Origin of the sequence: Luteirhabdus pelagi, assembly GCF_016827595.1 — a bacterium.
Lineage (GTDB): Bacteria > Bacteroidota > Bacteroidia > Flavobacteriales > Flavobacteriaceae > Luteirhabdus > Luteirhabdus pelagi.
Genome location: NZ_JAECMS010000002.1, coordinates 318,870 through 339,092 on the forward strand (window position 1 = coordinate 318,870; position 20,223 = coordinate 339,092).

Consider the following 20,223-nt stretch of genomic DNA (forward strand, 5'->3'; position numbering starts at 1 on the left):
ACTTCATAATTCATCGAAAGTACCGTTACCAAAAATCTTTGGACACTATATAGCTAATTATTATTCTAGGGATAAAGAAAAACTACCATCTGTTATCTCTACGGTATCCTCATTGGTTGGATCGCCATATTGCCCTATAAAATTAAATGTTCCTTCAATAATCCCATTTACGGCATCGTAATTAGTAATTATGAATGTTCCACTGATAGCTCTATAACTCTCGTCTTCGTAACTACCTGGTGTATATATTGCTGAAACATATCCTTGAAGTTCAGATCCAGGTGCTCCGAAATTATAGGTGCCCTCCGAAATTGATACAGGAAATCTTATTGAAAAGTTTGGGTTCCCATTGTTGTTTATGATTGCAGGGACAAAATGATATATTGCGCTCCCTTCTCTAAAGTAAATTCTAGCGATTGGAACTACCGTCAGCGAATTGCCATTTATTTCCATGCTTAATGAATTACTGCTATTATTACCTAATTGTATCGTAAACGTACCATTTGTTATCGCTATGGTTGTATCCAGTTCTCCATTATCAATTTCGAGTATAGTATTAAAGAAACCCTCGATAATTCTTTCTTGAAGATTGTTGTTTGTTATGGTTAGTGTCCCACTAACAGGCGAAAAGCTTTGATAATCCCCCTCATCCAAATCCAATATATGAATGCCCACCCCAATACCATTTTCAGAATTCCCAAAATTATAGGTGCCTTCAGAAATGTCTTGAGGAAAAGACATTCCAAAATCCATTTCTTCGCCTCCCATTGAAAAAAAGGAATTAAAATAAACGTAAGGATCTTGAATATTTCGATGTACAACATCAGCGTTAAAAGGAGTTCCGTCTATAACACTTTTGAAAAGTTCTAATCCAAGCGAAACTTGGCTAAATGAACCATCGGTTACCTCTATTATTTCCGTTATTCCTTGATTGTTTAGGTCTTCCCTAATAGCCACAAAGCGAAACAGACCCGTTACCGTTTTATTTTCCAAATCTAGGTCGGTTATTGTCAGCTTCCCACTTCCGCCATATACATCAGATTCGAATGGATCACTATCGTTTACTGTAAGAGTAGCGCGCCCATTTACCGAATTATCCAATCCGAGTTCATAAGTGCCTTCCGCTACGGCATGTACACTAATCGAAATCCGTCTGCCTGTATCTTCATCTAAGGCTGTAATTGTAAATCGGGTTTGAGAAAGGGAAGCGGAGGTAGTAGTCGCGGACGATGAAAAATTCTCACCATTTATCATGGCAACCATTTCTCCTTGCTGGGCAACGGTGGGACCAGAATCATCTTCTGTGCAACATATTACCGAGAAAGCAGCAAGTACTAGGTAAAATAATCTAGCTATTTTTTTCATTTGAATTATTTAAACCTTATAAATATAGTAGAATTTTTATTCTCAAGCCGTTATAACTCTAAATCACTCGAATTACTAATTATAATCCGGTTATCATCACCTCATTTTTCCTCCTCAACGAATAGATAGTTCAAACGTTTATTAATAAAGCCCTTGTTGAAGGCGGTAACTTCCTCTGAAATCAGCCGATTAAATCTTTCCAGTTCGTCCTCTATTTTTCGTGTTAGTTCATTCTTCACCTGAATATCCTGATCAGTTGGTGGGAAATCGTCCATACTCACCAAACTATTTAAATGCGCGAGTTTGTTGGTCAGTCGAATCGGAAAGTTCAACGGATCCTGACCACTGCGGTTTTTAGTTTGATAGAGTGCTTTTTCGATGGTGGATAAGGAATCTGATAGTTTCTCGGCTTTTTCAACCAAATCGGCCACCGCTTCATTGTTCTTATACTGCTCTTGAAATGCTTGAAGTTGGCCATTGATGTTTCGAATCTTTTTGATGCTTTTATGGGCTTTATCGACTGTTTCATTGATGTCTGATATAAAATCATATTGCTGTTGCATTTCTGCTACGCTCGCTTCCGCATTTTCCTCTGGCAAAATAGTGAAGGTTTGCACCAATTCTTCACCTTCTACTTCTAAAACGACCTTATAGTTTCCGGGTACTGCCTGCGGCGCTTCGGTACTTGCCCACCACAGAATCATACCGTCTAGTCGCTCGGCACCTTCCCCGCGCATATCCCATGTATGGTAATTAGCACCTTTCTTCACTTCTAGTTTTTTGTCTTTTTTCCCTTTGGTTGAAAAGGTCTGAATCGTATCATTCTGCATCGTAACATAACTCAAGCGAATGGTTTCACCTTCCTTGGGCTCTTCTTTAAGGTTGAAATAGGTCATAACGCCGCTAGGGTGATTCGTTCCTGAAGTAAGCGAACCTTCCCTGCTACCACCGCCCATTCGGTAGGTGTCTTTGGGTTGAAACAGATAGTTCTCATTTTTCGAAGCGTTTGCCAATTGGTGAAGTACGCTGAGGTCATCAATAATCCAAAGGCTTCTCCCTTGGGTAGCGACAATCAAGTTGTTTTGCTTGATAGCTAAGTCGGTAATTGGTACAATAGGAAGATTAAGTTGAAATGGTTTCCAACTTGCACCATCGTTAAACGAAATGTACATGCCTGTTTCCGTTCCGGCGTACAACAGTCCTTTTTGTTTCGGATCTTCACGAAGCACACGGGTGAAGTGTTCGCTTTCGATTCCATCAGTAATCTTCTTCCAGGTTTTTCCGTAATCTGACGTTTTATACAAATACGGCGCAAAATCGCCTAGTTTATAACGTGTTCCTGCAATGTAAGCCGTTCCAGCATCGAATGCTGAAGGTTCTATACTATTGATCATTACCCATTCCGGCATTCCCTTGGGCGTTACATCTTCCCAGCTCTCGCCACCGTTTCGGGATATATGAACCAATCCATCGTCGCTTCCAGTCCACAGTAAACCAGGCGTTATCGGACTTTCAGCTGCGGCGAAAATGGTATTGTAATATTCCACTGAAGTATTGTCTTGCGTTATCGGTCCTCCCGATGATTTCTGCATCTCTGGAACATCTCGCGTTAAGTCTGGACTTATGGTCTCCCAGCTTTGCCCTTCATTGGTAGTCATGTGTAAATGATTGGAAGCTGTATAAAGTTTATCGGGATCATGGGGTGAAAAGAATATCGGGAAATTCCATTGAAAACGATACTTCATCGCTTCCGCACCATGCCCCATCGGATTATCGGGCCAAACCGAAATACTTCTGATGGTATTTTGCTCATGGTTATAGCGCGTTAGAAATCCGTCATAACTTCCTCCATACACTATCTCCGGATTTTCGGGATCTACCGCGATGTGTGCACTTTCGCCACCAGCGGTTGATTCCCAATCGTCTTCATCTATGTTCCAGTTTTCCGTTCTATGTGGAATACGTACCGTGCTATTATCCTGTTGGGCTGCATAAATACGATATGGAAAGGCATTATCGGTCGTAACCCTATAAAATTGTGAGGTGGGTTGGTTGTGATAGGTACTCCATGTTTCACCTCCGTCATAGGTCACTTGTGCCCCACCATCATCACCGATAATCATACGATCCGGATTTTCGGGAGCAATCCATAAATCGTGATGATCACCATGCGGCGCATTATAGGTGTCATAGGTTTTCCCTCCATCCGTGCTTTTATGGTAGCGAACATTCAACACATAGACGATGTCTTCATCCTCGGTATCTGCGTAAATTCGGGTGTAATACCAAGCCCGTTGACGAAGTTTCCGTTCGTCGTTCACCTGAATCCAGGTTTCACCACCATCATCGCTTCGATATACACCTCCATCGTCCTTATGTTCCACGATGGCCCACACACGTTCGCTGTTTACTGGTGAAACGGTAACGCCAATTATTCCTAAGGTATCTTTCGGAAATCCTTTATTTAGTGAGATTTCCGTCCAAGTTTCCCCGCTATCGGTACTTTTCCAAAGTGCGGAACCTTTGCCTCCGCTGCTTAGACTGTACGGTGTTCTTCGCACGTTCCAAGTGGAGGCATACAGAATTCTCGGATTATTGGGATCCATCACCAAATCGACGGCACCGGCATTTTCATTTGAAAATAATTTACGCTCCCATGTTTTTCCACCATCGGTGCTTTTGTAGACGCCGCGTTCCTTTGTTGGTTTATAAATATTGCCCAACACCGCTGCATAAACCGTATTGTAATCGTTTGGATGAACCGCAATTCTAGGAATATGTCGACTTTTTTCCAATCCTGCTGGCTGCCATGTTTTTCCAGCATCTTCGGTACGCCACATGCCATAGCCGGAGGAAACGTTTCCACGAACCGTCTTTTCACCTCCTCCTACATAAATTACATTTGGATCGCTTTCAGCTACTTCAATACTTCCAATACTTCCACCGAAATATCCATCCGAAATATTCTCCCATGTTCGTCCACCATTTAGTGTTTTCCAAACCCCACCGCCAGTAGCGCCAAAATAAAACAGATTTGGCTTATTCGGAACACCCGTAACGGCTGCACTTCTTCCACCACGAAACGGACCGATAAGCCGGTATTCCAAGGCGTCGTAGAGGGTTTCGTCATAGGTCTGGGCATACAAGGTGTCGGAACTAATGCTAAAACAAATTAAGAGTAATGATAATATAGAAAAACGGTTCATAAAGAAGGTATTTACGAAAGTAACGGTTAAATATACTTAAAAATGAAATGGTCTAGCGGAGTGTTTTTCGAACTTCTCTATTTAAATAATACCCTGTGACTACCGTAGACAATATATCTGCAATCGGGAAGGAGTACCAAACACCGTACACGCCGAAAAAACTAGGAAGAATAAGAATTAAAGGAATCAGGAAAAAGCCCTGTTTGGTTAAACTTAGTAAAAGTGCCGGGATGGCTTTTCCAATTGCCTGAAAATAGGAGGCCCCTATCAACTGCACCGCAATTACTGGTGTTGCGGCAAACACCCACCGTAAGGCATCTGGGGTACGCTCTAACAAGGTTTGGTTATTCGCCATAGTTTCGGCATCCAATCCCTCTCGACTACTAATAAAGACGGAAACGATTTCCGAAGGAAACAACATGATGAGAATAAAGATGAGAATTGCCAATCCACCCGCATACTTTATGGAGGTATTGATAGTTTCCCGAACCCGCTGATACTTTTCCGCTCCATAATTAAAGCCTGCAATAGGAAGGAATCCCTGGTTTACCCCGATTACCGGAAATAGTGCAAAAACCAACATACGATTAATAATCCCGTAACTCGCCACGTCCATGGCATCACCCGTACTAATAAGTACATTATTGATTAAAATAGTAAATATGCTTATCACTCCTTGACGCGCTAAGGTAACCGAACTCAAGCTGCTGATTTCACCAACGATTTTTTTCCGAAGTTTTAAGCAGTGATACGTAACACGAAGTTCACTTTTAAAAATGAAAAACCAGACGATAAAGGCGAAACAAATGGCGTAACTAACAAAGGTTGCCCATGCAGCCCCATACATTCCAAAGTCGAATACCTTTATAAGTACCCAGTCCATTACAATATTACCAATAGCCGGCAACATCATGGCATACATCGCAAACTTCGGCTTGCCTTCCGCACGAATGACGTTGTTTCCCATCATACACATGGCGAGCATAACAATTCCATACAGAACGATACGATAGTATAAAAGTGCTAAATCGATAAAAGATTCATCGGCTCCAAAGAATTTTATCAAATCGTTTTGGAAAATCAAACCGATGACAGCCAACAAACCTGATGTAAGAAATGTTAAGGTAATTTGATTACCAAAGACTTTCACTGCTTTCGAATCGTTGCCAGCACCCAATGCCCTGGAAAGAACAGAACTTCCTCCAATACCTACGGCCAAACCAATCGCTCCTATAAAAAAGGTAATAGGAATAACGACCGTAATGGCTGAAATAGCCAACGGACCAATCCATCGACCCACAAACACGGTATCAACGATCATGTTCAGCGACATGACCAAGATTCCGATAGAAGCTGGAACCGCCTGCTGAACGAGCAGTTTCGAAATTGGTTCGGTGCCTAAGCTGGCAGAGCGACTTTGTTTTGCCATTAGGCGATAGCTTTATCTGTATCTATGATACGCCATTCTTCAATATAATCAGCAAGCAATCGAGCGAAATCATCCCGATCATTTAAACATGGGATGGTCGTAAACTCTTTCCCTCCACTTTCATGGAAAATCTCCTCTCCTTCCATGGCGATTTCTTCCAACGTTTCCAAGCAGTCGCTGACAAAAGCAGGCGTAACAATCACCATTTTTTCGATGCCTGTTTTTCCGAGTCGTTCGATGGTGCGGTCGGTATACGGCTGTAACCATGGGTCGAAGCCCAATCGCGATTGAAAGGAAGTGGAGTAGGTATTGTCTTTTAGTTGAAGCTTTTCAGCTACCAATCGAGTGGTTTCATAGCACTGGTGACGATAACAAAATTGATGCGCGGGTGAATCGGTCACACAACATTGTTCATTTATCTTACAATGACCATTGGTTACATCGCTTTTACGAATATGCCGTTCTGGAACTCCATGATAGCTAAACAACAAATGATCATACTCTAAGCCTTCAAGTTTTTCAGCCATACTCTTTGCCAAAACTTCAATATAATCCTTGCGATGATAAAAGGCGGGAAGTGATGTTGTTTTCAGATTCGGAAAAAATTCTTCCTTCAATTCCTCCACCTTCACATTAATCGTTTCGGTCGTGGCCATAGCAAACTGAGGATATAAGGGAACTACGAGCATATCCTCAACACCTTGATCGATCAGCTCCTGCATCCCTTTCTTCAACGTCATGCTTCCATACCGCATGGCAAGTCCTACGGGAATCGTTACTTTCTGCTGTACTTTTTCCTGTAACCGCTCTGAGATTACAATTAGCGGCGAACCTTCATCCCACCAAATTTTTTGATAGGCAGCGGCCGATTTCTTTGGCCTTGTATTCAATACAATACCACGTACAATAAAACTGCGAAGCCAAAAGGGGACATCGATAACGCGTGGATCCATCAGGAATTCATCCAAGTATTTCTTGACATCCTTCGGATTGGTGCTATCGGGTGAACCAAGGTTGACGAGCAGAACTCCTTTTTTCATAGCTATTTCATTTCATTTTTGCGTAGACCTGCTGGGTTTCAAAAACCCGGCAGGTCTTTGAAGGCAAAAATACCGCTTTCCAAAGGAAGGGTAAAACAGCCACATGAAGTTATCATCAATTTAGGTATAGAGGCAAGCTATTTAGAAAGTGCCATCAAGTACTTTTTGGGGGTCGTGCCATATTTCTTTTTAAAAGCAGCAATAAAATGACTCGCCGTGCTGTAGCCTACTTTTAGTCCGACCTCATTCACATTATGGTCGCCTGTAGCCAATAACTGTCTTGCCACTTCCATTTTATAATCGAACAAAAAACTAAACACACTATCGCCATATACCTGCTTAAAACCTTCCTTCAATTTGTTTAAGGGCAATTGAATCTCTTCAGAAAGTTCCTGCAAAGTCGGGGGTTCGGCCATTCTAGCAATTATGATATCCTTAGCGCGCTTCAATTTGGCAACATTTTCCTCATCGGCGAGATACGGACATTGCTCTACGTCTACTTCACCTGTTTTATTGAAGTACAAACTCAACAACTCGTACGCCTTCGCCTGATAGTACAATGGTTTCACCATAGGGTGAAGATTGAAGTTCATCATTTGGTTCAACACAATCGCCATAGAAGGTGAAATAGCCGAATCCTTATAGTATTTCCGGCCTTTGTTTTCATCCTTTAAGAAAGTGATGAAATCTGCTTCGGTTGAAAAAAGCCTATGAAACTTTTCAATAGAGATCAAAAGCGAAACAGCCCAGGATTTTGGAAATAAGGTAAGGTTCAAAGGCAGCTCTTTCTCCGGATTGTATAATAACAAAGCGCTTTCCTCAGAAATGGGCAGTGCATAGTTTCCTTCATTAAATACGAAATTAGCAGACCCCTTTATGCAATAATGAAATTGTAGATAGGAAGCGCTTATCTCGCGCTTAAAAACTTGGTTCTCAGCACTGTCATTGTTAAATTTTAATACGTGAAACCCTTCAGAGACAACCAATTCCTCATAATAACCTTCAGCGACATTTTTTTCCTCCATGCGATAAAAATTCTTTGGGTTTATTTAGAATAATTCTAAACTAACACCCATTACTTCCATTCGTAGCCCTCAAAAATAGGGTGTTTTTATGACAAATGTCATTTTTATAGCCAATTTTACGGGTTTCGATACAATTCGTACCGCAAGCGTTATTTTTTAAAATAGATAGCCGTTACATTTGCGCCGTTAGGTATGACATCTGTGAACAATTCAAATAACTATTCTTTACAAGGGAATTTTTATGTTATCGGCTTGAACTACAAAAAGGCCGATGCACAAATACGTGGTCATTTTAGCGTCGATGCTTCAGCCCAAGAGCTAATCTTACTGCAAGCAAAGGCGGATGGTTTCGACTCCCTATCTATTATCTCTACCTGCAATCGTACCGAATTGTACGGCTTTGCCGAGCATCCATATCAGCTTATCAAATTGTTATGCGAATTCACGAAAGGAACGGTAGAAGAGTTCGAAAACGTATCCTATATCTATAAAAATAGAGAAGCGGTTTCCCACCTTTTCCGTGTTGGAACCGGTTTGGATAGTCAGATTTTAGGCGATTTTGAAATTATCAGTCAGTTACGAAACAGTTTCCGACAGTCCAAAAAGATTGGTTTATTAAACGCATTTATGGAACGCTTGGCCAATGCGGTCATTCAGGCCAGCAAGCGGATCAAAAATGAAACGGATATTTCCAGTGGAGCCACTTCGGTAAGTTTTGCTGCCGTTCAATACATTATGGCGCATGTTCCCTATGTTTCAAAGAAGAACATTCTGCTTTTTGGAACAGGAAAAATTGGTCGCAATACTTGTGAAAACCTCATCAAGCACACCCAGAACAAACATATTACCCTTATAAACCGTACCAAGGAACGCGCTGAGAAGGTGGCAGGTAAATTCAACTTGATCGTAAAGGACTATTCTGATATTCAAAGTGAAATTGCTCAAACCGATGTGTTGATCGTCGCCACCGGCGCACAACAGCCTACGATTTCAAAGGAATTATTATATCTGAAAAAGCCATTGCTTATTTTAGACCTATCTATTCCGAAGAATGTATCGGATGATGTGAAGGAATACGAACACGTTAGCTTGGTTCATTTAGATGAATTATCGGCAGTGACCAATCAGACCCTCTCGCAACGGGCCGAGCATCTTCCAATGGCAAAGGAGATTATCGCTGAAATTGAAGAAGAATTCAACACTTGGGCACAACACCGAAAGTTTGTACCAACCGTGAAGGCCTTAAAATCGAAACTTTCCGAAATTAAGGAAGGCGAAATCGATTATCACCGTAAAAAATTATCCGACTTCAACGAAGATCAGGCGGAAATCATTAGCAACCGCATTATTCAAAAAATTACGACCCAGGTTGTCAATCACCTGAAACAGGCCAACGGCAGCACCGAACTTCATTTAGAGATGTTGGAAAAAATGTTTCAATTAGAAACAGAAAAAAGTGAATAAAACTATCCGAATCGGCACTCGCGATAGCCAATTAGCGCTATGGCAAGCCAAAACCGTTCAATCCCAATTAGAAAATCACGGCTACAAAACCAAACTGGTTCCTGTAAAATCAACGGGCGATTTGGTATTGGACACACCTTTATATGAAATGGGCATCACGGGAATTTTCACCAAAACCCTCGATGTGGCCATGATTAAAGGTGACGTGGATATTGCCGTACATAGTATGAAGGATGTCCCTACGATGCTTCCCAAAGGAATTATTCAAACGGCGGTTTTAGAACGTGCCGCCACCGACGACATCTTAGCAACCAAAGGTGACATAGACTACGAAAAACCATGTACCATCGCGACGGGTAGCCTGCGGAGGAAAGCACAGTGGTTGCATCGCTATCCACATCACTCCGTTGTGGATTTAAGAGGAAATGTAAATACCCGACTTCAAAAATTACAGGATAACGATTGGCAGGGCGCCATTTTTGCCAAAGCAGGACTTGAAAGAATCGATGTACTTCCCGACACGTATGAAGCATTGGATTGGATGATTCCCGCCCCAGCACAAGGGGCTATGGTAGTGGTTGCGATGGAAAATGATACGTTTTCTGTTGAAGCCACGCAAAAGCTGAATGATTTAAAGACCGATATCTGTACGAAAATCGAACGCGATTTCTTACGAACCCTAGAGGGTGGTTGTACCGCTCCAATCGGTGCTTTGGCTGAAGTAGTGGGCAATTCTATTCAGTTTAGAGGTTGTTTGTTTTCATTGGACGGACAAACGAAGTTGGAGGCTGCAAAGGAGATTTCGATACCGAACCCGCAGGGTCTCGAGCACCCTGTGCGTTTAAGCGCTGGAAAAGATGCTGCTTTAGAACTATTGGAAAATGGTGGAGCGGAATTGATGGCCTCCATCAAAAGCGAAATGAACAAATAATCATGAAATCGGTTCTTTCTACTAAAAAACTAACCATCGCCCAGAAGGAATTGTTGCTCAATTCGGGACTGACCTTAGTAGAATATGATGCTATTGGCATAGAGCTGACAGATTTCGAAATGCCTTCCAATGTTACAAATGCCATTTTTAGCAGTCAGAATGCAGTGCGCGCGTTTTTACGTCACCCAAAACGATTAATATCCGAACTAACTCTTTTTTGTGTGGGACCCAAAACAGCCGCAACATTAGAGGACAATGGCTATTCTGTGTCAAAAATTGCCGAAAACAGTTCAAATTTGGCAGATTTCATTATAAAAAACCATAAAAATGATGCATTTCATTATTTCTGTGGAAATAAACGTCGCGACGAATTACCTTCGGCCCTTAAAAATGAAAATATTCGGTTTAAGGAAATAGAAACGTATAAAACGGTCATCCAAAACCGACGCTTTACCCGTACCTTTGATGCCATACTGTTTTATAGTCCGAGTGGTGTTGAAAGTTACGTTTCAGCCAACCTAGACCCACCGGGTGTTGAAAACCCAGCGGGTCTGCCAACCGCCATCTGTATCGGTCCGACCACCGCTTCAGCAGCAGAAAACTATTTTGGGAATGTGATTACTGCCAATAGCACTTCCGTAGAAAGTGTGATTGCGAAAGCAGCGAAATTTTTTAATAGCCAATAACCATATGATAAAAAACGATTTATTCTTACGAGCCCTAAAAGGTGAAACCGTTGAACGCCCACCCGTCTGGATGATGCGACAAGCAGGTCGGTACCTTCCAGAGTTTATGGAAATAAAGGCGAAATATGATTTCTTCACCCGTTGTCAAACCCCAGAATTAGCAAGTGAAATCACTGTTCAGCCTATCCGACGTTATGGTATGGATGCGGCGATTTTATTTAGTGATATTTTGGTGATTCCACAGGCGATGAACATCGACGTTCAAATGAAACCAGGCGTGGGCCCTTGGTTACCGGATCCTATTCGCAAGAAAGAAGATTTGGATCGCGTAATCGTTCCTGATATTCAGGATACATTGGGTTATGTGATGGATGCCATTGAAATGACAAAGGAAAAGTTGAATGATGAAATCCCACTTATCGGTTTCGCAGGCAGTCCATGGACCATCCTTTGTTATTGTGTGCAAGGACAAGGCTCGAAAAATTTCGATAAAGCGAAGCAGTTTTGCTTCACACAACCACAGGCTGCGCATGAGTTATTACAGAAGATTACCGATACCACCATTCTATATTTAAAGGAAAAGGTAGCCGCGGGCGTGAATGCCGTTCAGGTATTTGACAGTTGGGGAGGTATGCTATCGCCTACCGATTATCAAGAATTTAGTTGGAAATATATTCAACAAATAATTGATGCATTAAAAGATGAAGCTCCCGTAATTGCTTTTGGTAAAGGCTGTTGGTTTGCTTTGGAAGAAATGTCGAAAAGCGGTGCTGCTGCATTGGGTGTAGATTGGACGTGCTCGCCTCAAACCGCTAGAAAACTAACGGGTGGCAACATTACCCTTCAAGGGAACTTTGATCCTACACGTTTGTTTAGTCCGCCCAAGGAAATAAAACGAATGGTTACTGAAATGATCGATGCCTTCGGAAAGGATAAGTATATCGTGAACTTAGGGCATGGTATTTTACCTAATATTCCAATAGAAAATGCTGGCGCGTTCATTGAAGCCGTAAAGGAATACAAAGCGAACTCGTGAATCTTTGGGCACGCATTCGAAGTTTAAGCATCGGACAGCTTTGGCAGCTGTCCGTATTGTTTTTGAAGCATCCGTTATATATTTTTCCCACACTCCGTGCAACTAAACGCACCTTTGAAATCTGTCAAAACCTGTATGGGGATACGCATCATAAGAGCAACCGTGCCAATTCGTTTCGACATGCGCTATGGAATATATTAATCTGCCAAAAAACGTTCAAAATTTCCAAAAATGAGCAAAAAGCTGTCGTTTTTACCCAAAAAGTGACCGATTTATATGAAAAAGTAACTCAAAATGAAGTATTGGATGAAGCGATGGATCTGCACAATAATGAAATTGGAAGACGTCAGTTTTTAAAGAATTTCACTCAAAATGAAGCAGAAACGGTCGATTTACTTAAAAAAATGGCTAAAAATGCTCAAAAAGTATCAACAGTTACAGAAATGAAGAAATTTCGGGATAAATTGGTGTTTATTTCGAAAGAGTAAGCTATTTAATATCATTTTTAATGATAAAATCGATTTTTAATAGTATAAAAGCCTATGGCGGAACATTCAAACTGATTTCCAGACTTGGGTTATGGAAATACTTCGGCGTTCCCATGGCGATTAGCTTCCTTACCGCAGTATTAATAGGTTTTGCAACCTGGGGATGGAACGATAATATCGGTGGCTTCATCGTACGAATTTGGCTGTGGGAATGGGGCGCAGAAACCTTTCGAACGATTGGAAATGTACTCGGCGGACTTATCATCATCGCACTCGGATTGATTTTATATAAACACATTGTCATGGCGTTGAGTGCTCCATTTATGAGTCCCGTTTCTGAAAAGATTGAAGCTTATTTATCTGGTGAAAATCATTCACATCGCGAGACTACGAATATTTCGCAACTCTGGCGTGGCATTCGGATAAATGTTCGAAATCTATTGATGGAATTACTCTTAACGATTCCAATTTTGCTGCTTAGTTTAATTCCGATTGTGAATATTTTTACTTCGGTTCTGCTGTTTTTGGTACAAGCATACTATGCTGGATTTGGAAACATGGATTACACCTTGGAACGTCACTTCACCTACCGTGAAAGCGTTACTTTTGTAAAGAACCATCGTGGCACTGCCATCGCCAATGGAATTGTTTTTATGGCGATGCTATTAATTCCCGTAATTGGAATAATACTCGTCCTTCCGCTTTCTGTAACGGCAGCAAGTACGGAGACGTTGAAGTTGTTGAAAGACCCGCTGGGTCTAGAGCACCCTGCGGGTCTAAAAAAATAATATCATGGATATGTAAGGAAGACCCACAGGGTCTCAAGTACCCTGTGGGTCTATGAAGAAATAGCAATGCTATGTATTTAGAAAAACTGGAAAAAGACAAATATTATCATATCTACAATAGAGGTATCAACAAGGCAACTATTTTCAGTACGGATGCCAATAAATCCTATTTCCTAAAGCTTTATGGGAAATATATTGGTGAAAAAGTCTCAACTATCGCCTTTTGTCTGCTGGACAATCATTTTCACTTTTTAATAAAAGTGAATGAGGAAGGCGAATCGCTTTCCCGGGCATTTTCAAACTTCTTCAACGCATACGCGAAAGCTTATAATAAGCAAGAAAATAGAGTTGGGAGTTTGTTTCAACGAAATTTCAAAAGGAAAAAAGTTTCGGAAGAAGCCTACTTTCGTAAACTATTCATTTATATACATACTAATCCAGTTGAAAACATCCAAAAGTATCATTATTCCTCATTCCATTATTATCTAGGAGAAAAACAACCCTCTAATTTCAAACTAGAGAAAGAATATGCCCTTAAACTTTTTGATACTATTGAAAATATGAAATACAGTCACGAAAAAGCGAAACAAGACGATGATTTCACAGCTGTAGACCCACCGGGTTTTGAAAACCCAGCGGGTCTCAAAAACAAATTCGTCACCTACATACGAACCCTACAAGACACCATTACCCAAACCCTCGAAGAAATTGACGGCACTGCCCGTTTTCAGGAAGACCTTTGGGAACGTGCCGAAGGTGGTGGCGGCCGCACACGCGTCATCGAAAATGGAGCGGTATTCGAAAAAGGTGGTGTGAATATTTCCGAAGTGCACGGCGAACTTCCCGAAAGTATGCAGCAGTATTTCGGAGTGAAAGATGCTGATTTCTTTGCCTGTGGACTTAGTTTGGTGTTGCATCCTAAAAATCCGTTTGTTCCTACCGTACACGCCAATTGGCGCTATTTTGAAATGTATGATAAGAGTGGTGAAATCGTAGACCAATGGTTTGGTGGCGGACAGGATCTTACCCCCTATTATCTAGTTGAAGAAGACGCCAAGCATTTCCATTCGGTTTGTAAAAAAGCCTGTGATACACATGACAAGGATTTCTATCCGCTTTATAAGGAAAAGTGCGATACTTATTTCTGGAATGCCCATAGAGATGAAGCTCGAGGGATAGGTGGTTTATTTTTTGATTATTTAAAGGAAACCGAAGACAAAAGCATGCAGGATTGGTACGATTTCGTCACTGAAGTTGGCGATAGCTTTTTGGAGGCCTATGTACCTATAGTTGAAAAGAGAAAGAAATTAACCTATACTGAAGCGAATCGCGACTGGCAGGAAATTCGACGCGGTCGCTACGTGGAATTCAACCTCGTTCACGACAAGGGTACCCTTTTCGGCTTAAAGACCAACGGCCGTATTGAAAGTATATTAATGAGTCTTCCGCCTCACGTGCAATGGCGTTACGATCATCATCCAGAACCAGGAACCGAAGAAGCTAAACTGCTAGAAGTATTAAAAAATCCTAAAGAATGGGCATAATCGCTCAAATTCCTGCTTCGGCCGTCTAAAAACCTTATTTTTACAGCTTTAATTGCTACTAGTTCAAACATGAATAAAATCAAGATTATCAACAAATCGGAGCATCCGTTGCCTAGCTATGAAACGATAGCTTCCGCTGGGATGGATCTTCGGGCACAGGTATCGGAACCTTCAACCCTAAAACCACTCCAACGAGCCATTGTAAAAACCGGGCTTTTTATCGAACTCCCCATCGGTTATGAAGCACAGGTACGTCCGCGTAGCGGATTGGCAGCAAAAAAAGGAATTACCGTTCTAAATAGCCCAGGAACCATCGATGCCGATTATCGCGGTGAAATTGGTGTTATTTTGGTGAATCTTTCCAATGATGACTTCACAATTGAAAATGGTGAACGCATTGCTCAATTGGTGATTGCCAAGCATGAGCGCGCCGTTTGGGAAGAAGTAGACGAACTGGGTGAAACCTCACGAGGTGCCGGCGGTTTCGGAAGTACCGGAACAAAGTAAAACAAACCAAAAAAAAGAAAAAGATGAGAATTATTGTCCCAATGGCAGGTCGCGGCAGCAGACTTCGTCCACATACGCTTACCGTTCCTAAACCCCTTATTCCCGTCGCAGGGAAACCGATTGTACATCGATTGGTTACTGAAATTGCCAATATTTTGGAAGATGATATCGATGAGATCGCATTTATTTTAGGCGATCCAGCGTTTTTTGGCGACGATATCGTGGAAAGTCTTCAGGAATTAGCGAAGTCATTGAATGCAAAAGCTAGTATTTATCGTCAGTTAGAGCCCAAAGGAACCGGTCACGCCATTATGTGCGCCGAACCGTCCTTATCTGGACCCGCGGTTATTGCCTATGCCGATACCTTAATAAAAGCTGATTTCAATCTTGATAAAGAGGCCGATAGTGTTATTTGGACCAAAAAGGTGAAGCATCCAGAAGCCTATGGCGTGGTTAAATTGAATGATAAAGATGAAATCGTTGAGTTGGTTGAAAAGCCGCAGCAATTCGTAAGCGACCAAGCCGTTATTGGAATCTATTATTTTAAGGATGTTGACGTATTGAAAAAGGAACTTCAATATGTATTGGATAATGATATCATTCATGGAGGTGAATACCAGATTAATGACGGTATAAAACGTATGATGGCCGACGGAAGAATCTTTAAAACCGGTACGGTCGACGAATGGATGGACTGTGGAAATAAGGAAGTGACAGTCGAGACCAATAAAAAGATGTTGGATTTCCTATCGGAAGATGGGGAAGCGTTGGTTTCAACAAAAATCACCACTGAAAATTCAAAAATTATTGAGCCTTGTTTTATCGCAGACGGTGTAACACTGAAAAATAGTACCGTTGGGCCGCATGTTTCAATAGGGAAAGGCACAATAATTGAGGAAAGTAGCGTTAGCAATAGTATCATCCAGACAAATGCAACGGTAAAAAATGCGACCTTGGAGAATGCCATGATCGGAAATCATGCTACCTTCGATGGAAACTTTACCAATGTTAGCATTGGTGATTATAGCGAATTGAAGTAATAGTATTCAAATCTATATAAATGGAATAGCTCCTTCGCTTATAAAGGCCTACCTGCCGGGGAGGTGGGTTCTTCACTAAGTGAAAAACTCGGAGGGGAAGTAAAGGCAAATAAATAACCGCGAACAGCTCCTCACCCTGATAGGGGGAGGTGAATTTTTCGAAACGAAAAATTCGGATTGTAACTTAGAAATGAATTAAATAGACCTAACAGCTCCTCCCCTTTTGAAGGCCTGCCTGCCGGACAGGCGGGGGAGGTGGGTTTTTCACTAAGTGAAAAACTCGGAGGGGATGTAATATGAAGCAAAAAGCAACAAATATTCGGTTACTAAGCATCGGAATTCTTTTTTCCGTCACCACGCTCTTTGCCCAAACCCCAGAAGAACAACCTACCGACGATCTTGGAAATGTTAGCGATGCCTTTCAAGAGAATTTCTTTGAAGCCCTTAAACAAAAGGGCATCGAAAACTATGAATTAGCGTTAACTGCGCTTCGCAAAGCGGAAAAAGCAGCCGATGGCGATTCAGAATTGGAGGCAGTCGTTGCTTTCGAACGTGGAAAAAACTTAACGGAATTAAAACAATACGAGGAAGCGGAAGCGAGTTTTCAATCGGTATTGGACAAGGAAGGGGAACGTTTGGATGTGTTAGAAGCAATGTACGATCTCTACTACTTGGAAAGCGATTACGACAAAGCCATTCCATTGGTGCAAAAATTGATGGAGTTCGATGATGATTATAAGGAAGACCTTGCCAATCTCTATGCGCGAAACGAGCAATACGAAAAGGCCCTTCAAGTCCTAGACGAGTTAGATGAAACCTGGGGCGAAAGTGATTATCGCAATGCGCTACGAACGCAAATTTATCGCACCACTGGTAATGAGGAAGGCGCCATTCAACAATTAGAAGAACGACTCGCCGAAAATCCCAAAAGCGAACAGGATTACCTGAATCTAATTTATATGTATAGCGAACAAGGGAATTCGGAGAAAGCATTTCAAACCGCGAAAGAACTGTTGGTAAATCGCCCTGGTTCAAAGCAAGTACATGTTTCTTTGTATAAGTTTTATTTAGCTGAAAACAATATCGAAAAAGCCCTTTCTTCCATGGAAACGGTTTTTTCCGCAGAAAGTATTCCAACGCCGCAAAAGCATAAAGTGTTGGGCGATTTCATCGAATTTGTGAATGCAAATCCAGAATACCAGCCCCAATTGGAAAAAGCGGTTACGTATTTCGATACGGAAGAGGATGGTAAAATATTTGAACAGTTAGGCGATTTTTACGTCAGCCAAAATAAAAAGGAAAAAGCCCTACCATTTTACCAACAAGGATTGGAACGCGATGCCGATAATTTCAGTTTGTTGAAGAATACGATTCTGCTCTTGATCGATTTTGAAAAGTATGAAGAAGCAGAGGCCAAAAGTAGTGAAGGTTTGGATATTTTCCCCGCGCAACCGTTGCTGTACTTGCTGAACGGCGTTTCAAATATCGGTCTTAACAACCCCGATGCTGCCATTTCAAAATTGGAGGAAGGACTATCCTACTTATTCGATGACCCAAAGATGGAGCGCGATTTCTATCAACAACTATCAGAAGCCTACACCCTAAAAGGGGATAGCAATAAAGCAACCGAATTTAAAAACAAAGCCCAAAATCTTACAATTTCCAATTAACTATATGAAAGGAACCTGCATTGCCCTACTCTTGTCGCTCTTTTTACTTTCCGCTTGTGGTGGAGCCAAAGGCGTTGATGGTAATTCTATGAAAACCCTCTCGGCCGAGAAGGTAATCGATTATCATGATGCAGCGATGCCAGATTTCGAGACTTTAGCAGCCCGAATGCAAGTAGTATACGCCGACGATGACAGTCAGCAAAGTATTACGGTTAGCCTTCGTATGGAAAAAGACAAAACAATTTGGATTAAGGCTTCCATTCTTGGAATTACCATGGCCAAGGCACTTATCACCCCTACTTCGGTGCAATACTATGAATCGGTTGGCGGTACGTATTTCAATGGCGATTTTGCTTTGTTGAGTGAATGGTTGAATACCGACATTACTTTTGAAAAAGCGCAAGCCATCCTGTTAGGACAATCACTTTTCGCCCTAGATGGGAAAACCTATAAAAGCGAGGTCGTACAGATGAAGCATCAGTTACAGCCGAAACAGCAACCCATGGATTTTATACATTCATTATTGTTATATCCCAACTTTAAGATAGCTGCCGAAAGCCTCTCGCAACCTTCACAAAATAGATTGCTTACCCTTCGCTATGACGAATATCAACAATTGGAAGGTGGTTTCTACCCTACCTCCGTTCATTTACAGACAGCTGAAGGTGACGACAAAACAACCATCGACCTTACCTATAAAAAAATTGATGTGAATGCCTCGGTAGGATTCCCTTTCAACATTCCGAATGGGTACGACGAAATTCGACTTAAATGAAACTATCCTTAAAATATCGCTTCCTTCTAGTACTCGCACTTTGTGGTAGTATGGCTGTTTTTGGTCAGAGTGACAAGCAAAAGCAATTGGAAGAAAAACGGCAAGCTCTGCTTCAGGAAATCAAGCAGATCAATTCACTCCTTTTTAAAACGCGAAAGCAGGAAAAATCCGTTTTGACAGAAGTTGAAGATCTTGACCAGCGCATCAAAGCCACGGAGAATTTGATTCGGGTAACCAATCAACAAGCGAACTTATTAACGCGTGAAATAAACGGGAATCTCAACAAAATCGATCAGCTTCGTGACGAATTAGCGGAGCTGAAAAAGGATTATGCGGCTATGATCCGAAAATCATATAAAAGCAAGTCGCAACAAAGCCGGGTTATGTTTTTGCTTTCTTCTGAATCGTTTCTTCAGGCATACAAACGGCTTCAGTATATGAAGCAATATGCCAATCATCGTAAAAAACAAGGAGAAAGCATTCAACAAAAAACAGAGGAACTTCGTCAATTGAACGAAGAATTACTTCAACAGAAATCGAAAAAGGAATCCTTGATCGCTGAAAACCGGAAAACCAAAACGCAACTTGACCAAGAAAAAAAGAACCAACAACAGCTAATTGCTTCCCTTAAAAAAGATGAAGGAAAGTTTGCTACCCAAATTCGAAACAAACAAAAGGAAGCCGATGCCATCGACCGTCAGATTGAAGCGCTCATTCGAGCCGCCATTGCTAAATCGAATGAAGTCACTGGCAACACGCGTTCCGAACGAACCTCAACCTTCGCGCTAAACGCAGAGGCCAAGGAATTAGCAGCCAATTTTACGAGTAATAAAGGAAAATTACCGTGGCCGATTACAAAAGGTGGGGTAGTGATTAAAAGCTACGGAAAACAACGGCATCCACAACTTCCCAATGTAACAACCTTCAATAGTGGTGTAGAAATCGCCACGGAAAGCGGTGCCCAAGCAAGAGCGGTTTTTAACGGAGTTGTACTTGAGATCCAACAATTAAAAGGAGCCAATAAGGCGGTGTATATTCAGCATGGAGATTATATAACCGTATACAACAACCTAACCGATATTTTGGTGAAGAAGGGCGATAAGGTAACTACAAAACAGGCCTTGGGAACGGTTGTTAGTAACCGTACCTCAGGAAAGACCATCGTTAAATTCTTGATTTATAAAAACACCTCGCGTATGAATCCAGCCGATTGGATTTATCAGATGTAG

The 20,223-nt window shown here is 41.6% G+C and carries 16 protein-coding genes and 1 pseudogene; 12 read left to right on the forward strand and 5 right to left on the reverse strand.

Features of this window, described 5'->3' with window-relative positions:
* Positions 1 to 60: 60 nt before the first annotated feature.
* From I4Q58_RS06270 to I4Q58_RS06290, 5 genes are all read right to left on the reverse strand, one after another.
* The gene (locus tag I4Q58_RS06270; RefSeq protein ID WP_203294920.1) at positions 61 to 1,365 is read right to left on the reverse strand and encodes a DUF6252 family protein; all 1,305 of its coding nucleotides are present in this window, start codon (positions 1,363 to 1,365) and stop codon (positions 61 to 63) included.
* A gap of 101 nt (positions 1,366 to 1,466) precedes the next feature.
* A complete protein-coding gene (locus tag I4Q58_RS06275) occupies positions 1,467 to 4,571 on the reverse strand; it encodes a WD40/YVTN/BNR-like repeat-containing protein (RefSeq protein WP_203294922.1) in 3,105 nt (1,034 codons plus the stop codon).
* A gap of 52 nt (positions 4,572 to 4,623) precedes the next feature.
* On the reverse strand, positions 4,624 to 6,000 hold the full coding sequence (locus I4Q58_RS06280) for an MATE family efflux transporter (RefSeq protein WP_203294925.1): 1,377 nt from the start codon (positions 5,998 to 6,000) through the stop codon (positions 4,624 to 4,626).
* Entirely contained in the window at positions 6,000 to 7,040 is a 1,041-nt protein-coding gene (gene hemH, locus I4Q58_RS06285; RefSeq protein ID WP_203294927.1) for a ferrochelatase, read from the reverse strand. The genes I4Q58_RS06280 and hemH overlap by 1 nt, the downstream gene beginning before the upstream one ends.
* A gap of 137 nt (positions 7,041 to 7,177) precedes the next feature.
* Positions 7,178 to 8,065 (reverse strand): AraC family transcriptional regulator, encoded by an 888-nt coding sequence (locus tag I4Q58_RS06290; RefSeq protein ID WP_203294929.1) that lies wholly within the window; start codon positions 8,063 to 8,065, stop codon positions 7,178 to 7,180.
* 192 nt (positions 8,066 to 8,257) lie between these two features.
* Here I4Q58_RS06290 and hemA point away from each other — a divergent pair, with 192 nt between their 5' ends.
* The 12 genes and pseudogenes from hemA (at position 8,258) to I4Q58_RS06350 (ending at position 20,223) form a co-directional block, all read left to right on the forward strand.
* Positions 8,258 to 9,529: a glutamyl-tRNA reductase gene (hemA, locus tag I4Q58_RS06295; RefSeq protein WP_203294931.1), complete on the forward strand. Its 1,272-nt coding sequence runs from the start codon at positions 8,258 to 8,260 to the stop codon at positions 9,527 to 9,529.
* A complete protein-coding gene (gene hemC / locus I4Q58_RS06300) occupies positions 9,522 to 10,460 on the forward strand; it encodes a hydroxymethylbilane synthase (RefSeq protein WP_203294933.1) in 939 nt (312 codons plus the stop codon). The genes hemA and hemC overlap by 8 nt, the downstream gene beginning before the upstream one ends.
* Positions 10,461 to 10,462: 2 nt before the next feature.
* On the forward strand, positions 10,463 to 11,146 hold the full coding sequence (locus I4Q58_RS06305; protein WP_203294935.1) for a uroporphyrinogen-III synthase: 684 nt from the start codon (positions 10,463 to 10,465) through the stop codon (positions 11,144 to 11,146).
* 4 nt (positions 11,147 to 11,150) lie between these two features.
* A complete protein-coding gene (gene hemE / locus I4Q58_RS06310) occupies positions 11,151 to 12,182 on the forward strand; it encodes a uroporphyrinogen decarboxylase (RefSeq protein ID WP_203294937.1) in 1,032 nt (343 codons plus the stop codon).
* Positions 12,179 to 12,670 (forward strand): DUF6973 domain-containing protein, encoded by a 492-nt coding sequence (locus I4Q58_RS06315; protein ID WP_203294939.1) that lies wholly within the window; start codon positions 12,179 to 12,181, stop codon positions 12,668 to 12,670. Before hemE ends, I4Q58_RS06315 begins: the two co-directional genes overlap by 4 nt.
* A 20-nt stretch (positions 12,671 to 12,690) precedes the next feature.
* Positions 12,691 to 13,458 (forward strand): EI24 domain-containing protein, encoded by a 768-nt coding sequence (locus I4Q58_RS06320; RefSeq protein ID WP_203294941.1) that lies wholly within the window; start codon positions 12,691 to 12,693, stop codon positions 13,456 to 13,458.
* Between the two features lie 641 nt (positions 13,459 to 14,099).
* Positions 14,100 to 15,002: pseudogene (gene hemF / locus I4Q58_RS15585) on the forward strand (oxygen-dependent coproporphyrinogen oxidase); the annotation flags it as partial.
* A gap of 69 nt (positions 15,003 to 15,071) precedes the next feature.
* Positions 15,072 to 15,509, forward strand: a complete 438-nt coding sequence (dut, locus tag I4Q58_RS06330; protein WP_203294945.1) for a dUTP diphosphatase — start codon at positions 15,072 to 15,074, stop codon at positions 15,507 to 15,509.
* A gap of 23 nt (positions 15,510 to 15,532) precedes the next feature.
* Positions 15,533 to 16,549 (forward strand): sugar phosphate nucleotidyltransferase, encoded by a 1,017-nt coding sequence (locus tag I4Q58_RS06335; protein WP_203294947.1) that lies wholly within the window; start codon positions 15,533 to 15,535, stop codon positions 16,547 to 16,549.
* 296 nt (positions 16,550 to 16,845) lie between these two features.
* Positions 16,846 to 18,219, forward strand: coding sequence for a tetratricopeptide repeat protein (locus I4Q58_RS06340; RefSeq protein ID WP_203294949.1), 1,374 nt, complete (start codon positions 16,846 to 16,848; stop codon positions 18,217 to 18,219).
* A gap of 4 nt (positions 18,220 to 18,223) precedes the next feature.
* Positions 18,224 to 18,994 carry a DUF4292 domain-containing protein gene (locus tag I4Q58_RS06345; protein WP_203294951.1) on the forward strand — a complete coding sequence of 257 codons (771 nt, stop codon included), beginning with the start codon at positions 18,224 to 18,226 and terminating at the stop codon, positions 18,992 to 18,994.
* A complete protein-coding gene (locus I4Q58_RS06350) occupies positions 18,991 to 20,223 on the forward strand; it encodes a murein hydrolase activator EnvC family protein (protein ID WP_203294953.1) in 1,233 nt (410 codons plus the stop codon). Before I4Q58_RS06345 ends, I4Q58_RS06350 begins: the two co-directional genes overlap by 4 nt.